Consider the following 9,227-nt stretch of genomic DNA (forward strand, 5'->3'; position numbering starts at 1 on the left):
CGCAAACGTCTTGACGCATCTCCATACATCCTAAACGGGTGGAATTAAAAATATGGGGACTAAAATTAAACCTAAAGTCCAAAGATATGCTAAATGAGCCGTCTTTTCATCCCGCTCTTCATGATCACGGTTTTTAGAAACCACTGAAAAGACAAAAACAAATACCAGAAATATAAAATAACTCATCAGTCCATATATCAAATAGCCCCAGTCCTGCGTCCAATGAAACAAGGGACCGGTTGCAAAAGCGATCATAAAAATAATAAGTGATACTGCACCGACACCAAAAACAATGAATGGCATCTTCCGCCAAACGTCATGAACGAACAGGTTGTTTTCTTTTTTCGTTTCAAACAGAAAAATCAAATAAAAACAGCCGACGACTATACCAACAAATAGAATGAGTGGTATACCGCTGTTTACTTGCCCGGAGGCTTGCGCTGATGCCCCTGGATTCATCGTTCCTCTTATAAGTTCAGCCAGAATAAATATACCTATGAGTGCTGCCACCGTCAGACCTTGATAGAAATGCCATTTTGAAAGTACCATGATAACCCTCTCTTTCCAATAAATACACTATAACACAAAGAGGTGTCATGGTGTCTCAGGAGCAATACGAATCATTGATTAAAGAAATTGAAGACATCCCAAAACACAGATAACCGAATGAGAAGCTGAATAGCGATCACTGACTGAAACAGTTCCACATACTCAGACCCGGAAGTCCGAGGTACGAAATCAGAGGAACCTCCTGTCATCGGCGACGAAGACGGGTGGTCATAAAACAGCTCATGAGAGAAAAAACTCCGCTCACGGCGGAGTTTTTTCAGGTATTCACCTGACCTATTTCGTATTCGTAAATCCTCCGTCAATCCGGATCACATCACCGTTGATGTATTTCGCTTTTGACGTAAGTAAAAACACAACCAGTTCAGCCACTTCCGCCGATGTCCCGAGCCGTTTTTGCGGGATACCCTGTTCGGCGCTTTCTTTCATTTCCGGATTGGCTTCAAAATACTTTTTCACCATCGGGGTCTCTGTTGGACCGGGAGCCACCGCATTGACACGCAGCCCATCTTTGGCATATTCCGCCACCATACTTTTCGTCATGCCTACCATGCCATGTTTGGTTGCCGAATAGGTGACGACGGTGCTCTGGCCAATGACACCGGCACTGGACGCCATATTGACGATCGAACCGCCTCCATGGTTCACCATCTCTTCTGCCACGAATCGCATCCCATAGAGTGCGCCAAGCATATTGATTGCGACGATCTGTTCAATCTCCGCCACTTCGGTCTTCAAAAATGGTTGACCGCTGCCGGAAATCCCGGCGTTGTTAAAGAAATAATCGATGCGGCCAAATGCATCTTTCGTTTCCTTTACATAGCGCTTCACATCTTCCACCTTGGATACATCCGCTTCAATGAAAATCGCTTTCGCCCCTTTTTCTTCGACGAGTCTGACGGTTTCGTGCCCGCCGTCCTGATCAATATCCACAACCGCAATCTGCACCCCTTGTTCAGCCAATAAGAGCGCTGTGGCCTGCCCTATACCGCTTCCTGCACCTGTGATAATCGCTGTTTCACTCATGGTATCGTCTCCTTCAATTTAGCTTACACTTCCTCTATTCCTTGATCAGAGACGATTGAAACTGGCCAAAAAAACGTAACGAACAGAGTTCTGCCCCTTGTCGCATGATTGAACATGCGGCAAGGGGCACTTAAATGTCACTGATGAGTGGATGTATGACAGAAAACAGTCGGCCGAAGCTGATCATCAAGAATCGTCACTGAGCTTCTTTGTCAGCGGATGAATCAACAGGCTCTGAAGCACAACCGACATCAGAACCACCGTAAAACTGATGGTTGCAACAATCGCCGTATCACCGATCGGTTCGAACTCCAGGGTGAGGATCAATACGACGGAGACCACCCCTTTCAGCCCTGCCACACTGAGGATCGCCGCATGTGCAAAAGACACACGTGGCCTTGAAAATGGCAGGACGTTGGACAAGCCATAAACGGTCACCCAGCGGATGAGCAGATACGAGATCAAAATCAAAAATGCCAAGAGCCAGGATGTATCGAGCAGGAGCTCTGCACTGACGATCCCGATGACAAGAAAGAGAAAAGAGACGAGGGTCACCTCGATAATGGTCCAGAATCCATCCAGGGAGTCACGGAAATGCCTCTCGACAGCACTTCGTTCAAACGTCCGTGACAACAGGATCCCTGCAGTCACCACCGCAATGACGCCACTGGCCCCGGCCAGTTCCGCCAGATGAAAAGACCCGTAAGCGACGATAATGGAGAGCATGACCTGATAATGCCTGTCATGCGTCAGGTGGACCGCCCACTGCAACAGCCAGCCAAATACGAGACCGAGTAACACACCGAACAAAATGACAAACAGAAAATTGAACGTCACCGAACCAAAGGAATATCCCTGTTCTCCGGCAACCATGCCGGCGATCAGCGTAAAGATGACAATACTCGTGCCGTCGTTTAAGAGCGACTCCCCTTCGACCATCTCAGCAAGTTCCGCATCGTCCGCCGACTGCTTCAAAATCGAGACCACCGATACCGGATCCGTCGGGGTCAGGATCGCCGCAATCAACAGCGCCACCAGAAAAGGCAGGTCAAAAAAGAGTGACCCGAGAAGGTAAATGGCGCCACCAAGGGCAAAGACGGTGATGAGAAGCCCGATCGTCGCCTGGCTGATGATCCAGACCGACAGTCGCTTAAAATCCTGAAACGGAAATTGATAGGCCGATACAAATAACAAGGCCGGTAAAAAGACATCATACATCAGTTCCCCGGTCAGGGAAATCTCCCGGTACACCGGTACAAACGACAAACCGATCCCGATGAGGACGAGCAGCACAGGTACAGGGACGTTCTCCTTATGCGTATCCAATGTGAAAATCAGATACCCCACCAACAGCAGACTGATGACGACAAGCACATCCATCCCGTACCCCTCCATCCGTCAATCGGTTTCGACCTGCCCGGGTCGAGACGCCGGTTGTCACCACTGTTTAGCTAAAGCGCAGTACCTCTTCTTCAATTAACTCTCCGACATGCAGTAAATCCATATCGCTTTTGGCTTTCCCGATCAGGGTGATGCCCACCGGTTCACCGGTTTCACGCTTATACCCCGGCAAGGTCAGTGCCGGATAGCCGGACGTGGCGTACAGGGTTGTCGCGTAGTTACTGATCGTCACCAGCACATCCACGTGCTGGAAGGCCTCGTCCAGTGCCGCTTTGGCAACGGCCTGATTATGAGCCACCTGCTCTTCGATCTCTGATGCGGTGAACGTCTGGGTACTCGACTCGACGAGCAGATCCTGCCCGTGCGGAGAGCGGTTCTTTTCATCCTCGAGGTTAAAGGCAACCACATCTTTCAACGTGGCGGGCTGTGAACTCTCTTTAAAAAAGGCTTTGACCCCTTCGTTGAACTCATACTTCAGCACATCCACAATATTCAGCCGATGGGCTTCGGGTGCGACGGTAATCCCTTGCACACCGGCACCGGTTTTCGCCATCCGCTGACGAAAATCCGCCAATACCGCTTCATCTTCTCCCCGGTAAACGTCTTTCAGCGCCTCGTCCTCGAGAAACCCGAACGTGTACTTCGACAAGGGTAATCTTCGATCCGCAAGCAGCCCGTCAAGGGTTTCCATGCCCGCCAGCAGATAGTAGCAGTCCCGGACGGTGTTCGCCATCGGACCTGCGGTATCATGGGATTTGGCAACGGGTATGATGCCTTCCTGGGGGACGGTTGTGAGCGTCGGTTTCAGCCCGACGATGCCGTTTTGACTGGCGGGATAAATCACCGAACCGGCGGTTTCCGTCCCGATCGCCACAGGGCTCATGCGCTTTGCTACCGCCACCCCGCTCCCTGCGCTGGAGCCGCCCACATCAAAGGAGCCATACGGATTCTTCGCCTGACCCCCGACGGCGGAATAACCGTTGGCACTTTTCGTCGTCATGAAGTTCGCCCATTCGGACAGATTCGTCTTCCCGAGAATGAGCGCCCCTTTCGCTTTTAAACGCTTGATGATCGCTGCGTCCTGTTTCGGCATAAAATCCTTCAGGTATACTGCACCACCGGTCGTCGGCATCTCCGTTGTGGCGATGTTATCCTTCACCAGCACCGGGATCCCGTATAACGGATCGTGTCTCTCCAAATAATCCAGCTTCCTCGCTTCACTGATCACCGCCTGATTCAGGGTAATGACGGCGCGACTGTCATGATGAAGCAGCACCTGGTTATAGAAAGCCTTGGCGATGTCTTCATAAGTCGCCATCTCCTCTTTCACCATCTTCTGAAGACCGGCAATATCACTGGCTGTAATCCGCTTCATCAGCGCCTCATCCATGTCGAATGGTTCCCCGTAGAGATCGACCTGCTCACTGGAGTGCGGGGGTTCAACGTATTGCTTTGTAATCTGATTCTGTAAGTATGCATCGCTGTTAAATGCCATTATTTCACGTCCTTCTGTCGATTTTGCATGTGCCCTGCCATAAGACACGGCTGCTATTTCATGACAAGTCCGCCGTCCACAATCAGATTCTGCCCGGTGACTGCTCTCGACCATTCGGAGGCAAAGAATAAGGTCACATCCGCCAGTTCATCAGGGGTCGTGACTTTTTGCAACGGGGTTGTGGCCTCGATGATGTCAAAGACCTCCCTTGTGGTCACCGCACTGGCGTCGGTTTCCCGAAGGAGCCCGCCGGAGATCATATTCACGGTAATACCGTCGGCCCCCAGTTCCTTGGCGAAGTTTCTCGTCAGTCCGAGTAGTCCCGCTTTTCCTGTTGTATATTCATGGTAGGCCACCACCGGATTTTGCACCAGATTCGTGCCGATGTTAATAATGCGGCCGAATTCCGCTTCTTTCATATCCGCAAGACAGGCCTGGATCGTATGAAATGACCCCCTCACACTGCCTTCCAGTTGGGTTTGAAAGTCGGACCAGCTCAGCTCTCCCACCGGCTTTTGTTCCCCAGGATCAAAACGGAAATCCACGAGGGCGTTGTTGACGATCGTTGTGATCGGCTGATCGAAATGCGCTTTCCCCTGATCCACCATGCTTCTCACATCATCTTCCGAGCGGACATCGGCCTGAATGGCAATGGCCTTATCACCCAGCTCCTCAACCAGTGCCAGCGCCTTTTCTTCACTTTGATAATAATTGACAATGACATTTGCGCCTTCACGAACGAAGCTTCTGGCAATGCTTGCCCCTAACCCACGACTGGCTCCAGTAATCAACACGGTTTGCGCTGAAATTTTCATGTGTCATCCTCCTCGTTATCCAGGGACAAAAAAAGATCCAGTTCCTTTGAAACCTGATCAAAGCAGCTGGATCCACTTGGCTACTTTCCCACGCTGGCATAATCCAGATCAGGTCCCAAGGGTCAAAAAGTGCTCCTTTTCTCTCAGCCGGAACAAACCGGCTCCCCCAGTAGTGCAATTATTCTGTTAATATCATCATACTATGGGGAGGGAAGGAAGCACAATGAAAAGGTTGAACGGGTGTATAACGGCGCATTTCCCCGCTGAATAATCAGAGGTATCTTGCCGGCATATTTGCCCATCATTAAACAAATATTTTCATATTTAGATATACGTGGTTTGATAGCACTACGATTCATAAAACTCCACTTGCTTCTCGATACGAATAATCTCAACCTAAACTAAAACCATTATTACATTCGGCGGTTTCATTTTATTGGATCAACACTCTCCACAATTATTAATGATTGAATGACTATAAAATCGTTTTTTCAATGATCTTACGGATCAATTCTAGAAATTTGGTTTCTTTGAAATCAAAGTTTTTAAAGTCTTTCGAATGAATGATTAACCTTAAAACGTCATGATTCTCTCCATTCACAACAGGGTTCATGTGAGACGTATCCGTAGGGTGATCAACTTCGCTTTTAAACGGCAGACCGATTGCTGATTTGAGTTCTGCGATTGAAAACGTCCCTGAAGGATAATCCAGATCAATTCTCAGATGATCAATGCCTCTATGAATTTTACCCCAAATAGGGGAGCGCACTTTCCATGATAAGCCTGAAGTACTTAAAATGTTGAAACTCTCATTTTCCTGATTGTATACTTCAACTTTGCATTTTGGGAAAGATTCAATAAGGTTAATAAATGAGGCCCGTTTATGAGCTATGATATCCTTTTTTCCATCTTCAATAATCGTATCCAAAAAAGCATCTAAAGCTCTTTTCATCCTGGTCATTTCAACTGCAATTCGATGTGCTGTTTCATCTGCATCGTCCAGATTGATTACAACAAATTGTTTATACAAAGGTTCCCCTGTACGAAACTCCAAATTGATCCCTTCATGTTCTGCAGCCTTTATGGCCATTTTCAATACTTCTTCAGGAAGTTCCATCATTCTATCTTTCAATTCCTTTAAACAACGAATCGAGAGTCTGATACAATCCGCATTTTCCATGTCTCTATATTTACGGATATCCCAGTATCGGACAGAAATCTGATTTTCTTTTTTTCCATAATGTCTTCCATTCCAATCGAACTCAGGGTAAAGATCTCCTTTGCCAATTTTATTCGTATCATTTGAAAATTGCATGACCCAAGCTACATTTTTTGAATGACTGTTTTCCCATGCACTGTTTGTGTATTCAGCTGTATCCGAGAATATACGATTTAAAAATTGCGTCAATTGTTCTTCTGCGAATTTTAACGCAAAGTAGTCATTTATGTATAATTTTCCTGCACGGTTGAGTTCATTCATTCTCTCTGCCACCTCTCACAATATCAAATAAACGATTGTATTCCTCCACTGACTTCAGTAATGCCGTTGCTCTAGGGATGAAATAATCATGTTCTCTGATCTCACAAGCACGAGAAAGCAAATCCAAAAACAGATTTGCTTTATTTTTATAAGGGCCCATACTCAAATCCATTAATAAACGTCTCAGATTTTCGATAGCCGTTTGAGAATAATCTTTTTCATTTAAAAGAGGGATCAGTCTTTCTGTTAATTCTTTATGGGATAGGGATACCCAATCAGGACTTGAACCAGAAGCTTTTTTTGTTGGGGTCAGATATATTTTAACCACTTCAACATCTTTCAATGATTCATTCTGTTCAATTGCCTTTGCATATCGATTTAATTGACTGAACTCGGTTTCATTATTGTTACTTTCACCACTGAATATCTTCTGTTCAATACAGATTGCAAAATCGTGCCCTTTTATAAGGATGTCCAGATAGCTCTGAACACCCTGAACGATTCCCAACGGGTATTCAGCAAAGACTTCACACTCTTCAGACCAGTTCTCAGCGAGCCCTGCTTTTAACGCTTCCTGGTTGAAAGCAGCTTTCAACACCCGATCATTAAAACCATGCAAATACCGATGATTTAAATAGTACGTTAAGTATTTTGTATAGCGAACTTCATGAGATCCGTGTCCGCATACAGATAATACTGGTGTCGGTAATCCATGACAAGAAATATCCTTTAGCCGGTTAATCAATAAATCAATTTGACATTTCATTTCCTGGTTCACTTCTTTCGAAATTCGATCAATCGTACATTCAATCTCTTTTATATCATAAGCCATTATCCCCATCAGCTCCTCCTGGAACATATACGCTTCGTGGCAAAACTCTTTACAGACGATTCACTAATATCGGCTTAAAAAACCAGCTCTAAAGTCAATCCCACATCAACAATCCTGTCTCCACGAGCGTTTTTTCTTTACAGTTCGGACAAGGGCAATCAAGCAATGCGTCCTCTTCCACTGGCACCAGTCGTCGGCTTCTGCATTTGCTGCACCGAAACGACGTCTCATAGGTCTGATCGTCATCGTAGCGAATAAACATATATGGCTTATTCATGATTTCATCGCAAGCCTCGCAGGCATAGATCCGGTTTTCAAAGTCATAGTCATGTACCTGAAATTTGACCAGTTGGTTAATTCTCTTTCTCGTAGATGGCGCACAGCTTTCCAGACAGTTCTCAAAAGTTGAATGACGCATACCAATACCTGAATTGATTTTTGTTGAATACTCGCATTGGTTGCAACTCAGCATGATTCGAGTGCCCATAACCATGTCCTCCGATCAGAGATTCATTTTCAATTTTCTGTATCGATTGAGAAATTCAATCATTCATACGAAGTGGCTTTTTCCGGTTTAAACAGGTAACCAAATTTCTGAATGACCGGTAATTTCGAAAAGGGTTTAACTCCACCCTTCAAACCTTTGCCCATAATGAATGTCTGCTTCTTTTCCTCGCCATCAATTTCAAAGTAGATGTTATATTGTACGATCGATTCATGTAAGCCATATCCCTCATATTCAATTAACTGACTGCTTCTTGACTCCAGTGTGCCATATTGTTTAGCCGTTGATGACAATGTCACGGGGTTTTCATCTGAAGTGAAAAAACCACCAGAGTCAATCGCAAAATGTTCGAGATCCTCATCGGTATTGTTTACATAGTAAATCGCAAAGTGATGGATCGAAGAGCTTTCAGCATCAGATAAACGGCAGATAGCAATGAAGTAAGGATGTTCCATGTTTTCGACCACCTTAGTTTAAGTGTATATATTTATCAATTAATTAAAGTGATTTTTCCCTAAAAGCCATAAATATCGATCCATTTGCTTCAAGGTATATTTTTCTAATTTGAAATGTGATTGAAATTTTTTGAAAATCTCAACGAAACAAGGATAGTTTTTTAAGTCATCATTTTTAAACGATGCAAATTTATCATGATACCTGTAGTAACGAAAAACTCTGTCGATATAGCTGTCATATATAGGATAGTTCAGAGGGAAGTGATGACTGCAGTATTTAGTTGCAAATGAATAAAAATTTTTAATTCCCCTCCCCCCCAAATCAACTAAAGCTATTTTATTAACTAATTTTTTATCATGACACTTCAAATCATTGTCAATTTTCAAACTTTGCACATGTTTAGCCACCGTATATACTGAAAAGATATTTGTACTGTAAAAATCGTTTAATGAAGCCACTTTAATTAGAACTTCATCTATTTTAGAGTTATTACAATAAGTTTCATTAAATAAACGGTTCAATGCAGACTCTTGATGTTTATAATCTTCAAGAGCTCCCCATTTTTTTAAATAAAATTCAACTTCATCTTCACTTGGCATAGGTAAGTCTTTATCGAGATAATTATTTTTCTTCAAGATAGAAGTCTCCTC

General features: G+C 44.9%; 10 protein-coding genes and 1 riboswitch. All 10 genes read right to left on the minus strand.

The window, feature by feature from the left end; translation table 11 throughout:
* Window positions 1-30 precede the first annotated feature (30 nt).
* Window positions 31-549, minus strand: coding sequence for a hypothetical protein (locus BBEV_RS10805; RefSeq protein WP_069365483.1), 519 nt, complete (start codon window positions 547-549; stop codon window positions 31-33).
* A 294-nt stretch (window positions 550-843) separates the two neighbouring features.
* Window positions 844-1,593: an SDR family NAD(P)-dependent oxidoreductase gene (locus BBEV_RS10810; protein ID WP_069365484.1), complete on the minus strand. Its 750-nt coding sequence runs from the start codon at window positions 1,591-1,593 to the stop codon at window positions 844-846.
* A 186-nt stretch (window positions 1,594-1,779) separates the two neighbouring features.
* Window positions 1,780-2,973 carry a cation:proton antiporter gene (locus tag BBEV_RS10815; RefSeq protein WP_069365485.1) on the minus strand — a complete coding sequence of 398 codons (1,194 nt, stop codon included), beginning with the start codon at window positions 2,971-2,973 and terminating at the stop codon, window positions 1,780-1,782.
* 67 nt (window positions 2,974-3,040) lie between these two features.
* Window positions 3,041-4,489 carry an amidase family protein gene (locus BBEV_RS10820; RefSeq protein ID WP_069365486.1) on the minus strand — a complete coding sequence of 483 codons (1,449 nt, stop codon included), beginning with the start codon at window positions 4,487-4,489 and terminating at the stop codon, window positions 3,041-3,043.
* A 53-nt stretch (window positions 4,490-4,542) separates the two neighbouring features.
* Window positions 4,543-5,304: a 3-oxoacyl-ACP reductase gene (locus BBEV_RS10825; protein ID WP_069365487.1), complete on the minus strand. Its 762-nt coding sequence runs from the start codon at window positions 5,302-5,304 to the stop codon at window positions 4,543-4,545.
* A gap of 68 nt (window positions 5,305-5,372) precedes the next feature.
* Window positions 5,373-5,482, minus strand: a riboswitch (TPP riboswitch).
* A 297-nt stretch (window positions 5,483-5,779) separates the two neighbouring features.
* Complete coding sequence (locus BBEV_RS10830) at window positions 5,780-6,784, minus strand: hypothetical protein (RefSeq protein WP_069365488.1); 1,005 nt, start codon at window positions 6,782-6,784, stop codon at window positions 5,780-5,782.
* Window positions 6,777-7,625, minus strand: coding sequence for a PD-(D/E)XK nuclease family protein (locus tag BBEV_RS10835; RefSeq protein ID WP_069365489.1), 849 nt, complete (start codon window positions 7,623-7,625; stop codon window positions 6,777-6,779). Before BBEV_RS10835 ends, BBEV_RS10830 begins: the two co-directional genes overlap by 8 nt.
* A gap of 85 nt (window positions 7,626-7,710) precedes the next feature.
* Window positions 7,711-8,103 carry a hypothetical protein gene (locus BBEV_RS10840; protein ID WP_069365490.1) on the minus strand — a complete coding sequence of 131 codons (393 nt, stop codon included), beginning with the start codon at window positions 8,101-8,103 and terminating at the stop codon, window positions 7,711-7,713.
* A 59-nt stretch (window positions 8,104-8,162) separates the two neighbouring features.
* Entirely contained in the window at window positions 8,163-8,576 is a 414-nt protein-coding gene (locus tag BBEV_RS10845) for a hypothetical protein (protein ID WP_069365491.1), read from the minus strand.
* 39 nt (window positions 8,577-8,615) lie between these two features.
* A complete protein-coding gene (locus BBEV_RS10850) occupies window positions 8,616-9,212 on the minus strand; it encodes a hypothetical protein (RefSeq protein ID WP_232318158.1) in 597 nt (198 codons plus the stop codon).
* Between the last annotated feature and the right edge of the window lie 15 nt (window positions 9,213-9,227).

Origin of the sequence: Salisediminibacterium beveridgei (assembly GCF_001721685.1) — a bacterium.
In the GTDB taxonomy this organism is placed as follows: Bacteria; Bacillota; Bacilli; order Bacillales; family Salisediminibacteriaceae; genus Salisediminibacterium; species Salisediminibacterium beveridgei.

Bases quoted from the DNA above. Each gene is read 5' to 3' on its own strand.
- BBEV_RS10845 (WP_069365491.1), bottom strand. From the start codon at position 8,576: ATGGAACATCCTTACTTCATTGCTATCTGCCGTTTATCTGATGCTGAA.
- BBEV_RS10840 (WP_069365490.1), bottom strand. From the start codon at position 8,103: ATGGGCACTCGAATCATGCTGAGTTGCAACCAATGCGAGTATTCAACA.
- BBEV_RS10805 (WP_069365483.1), bottom strand. From the start codon at position 549: ATGGTACTTTCAAAATGGCATTTCTATCAAGGTCTGACGGTGGCAGCA.
- BBEV_RS10830 (WP_069365488.1), bottom strand. From the start codon at position 6,784: ATGAATGAACTCAACCGTGCAGGAAAATTATACATAAATGACTACTTT.
- BBEV_RS10835 (WP_069365489.1), bottom strand. From the start codon at position 7,625: ATGGGGATAATGGCTTATGATATAAAAGAGATTGAATGTACGATTGAT.
- BBEV_RS10825 (WP_069365487.1), bottom strand. From the start codon at position 5,304: ATGAAAATTTCAGCGCAAACCGTGTTGATTACTGGAGCCAGTCGTGGG.
- BBEV_RS10810 (WP_069365484.1), bottom strand. From the start codon at position 1,593: ATGAGTGAAACAGCGATTATCACAGGTGCAGGAAGCGGTATAGGGCAG.
- BBEV_RS10815 (WP_069365485.1), bottom strand. From the start codon at position 2,973: ATGGATGTGCTTGTCGTCATCAGTCTGCTGTTGGTGGGGTATCTGATT.
- BBEV_RS10820 (WP_069365486.1), bottom strand. From the start codon at position 4,489: ATGGCATTTAACAGCGATGCATACTTACAGAATCAGATTACAAAGCAA.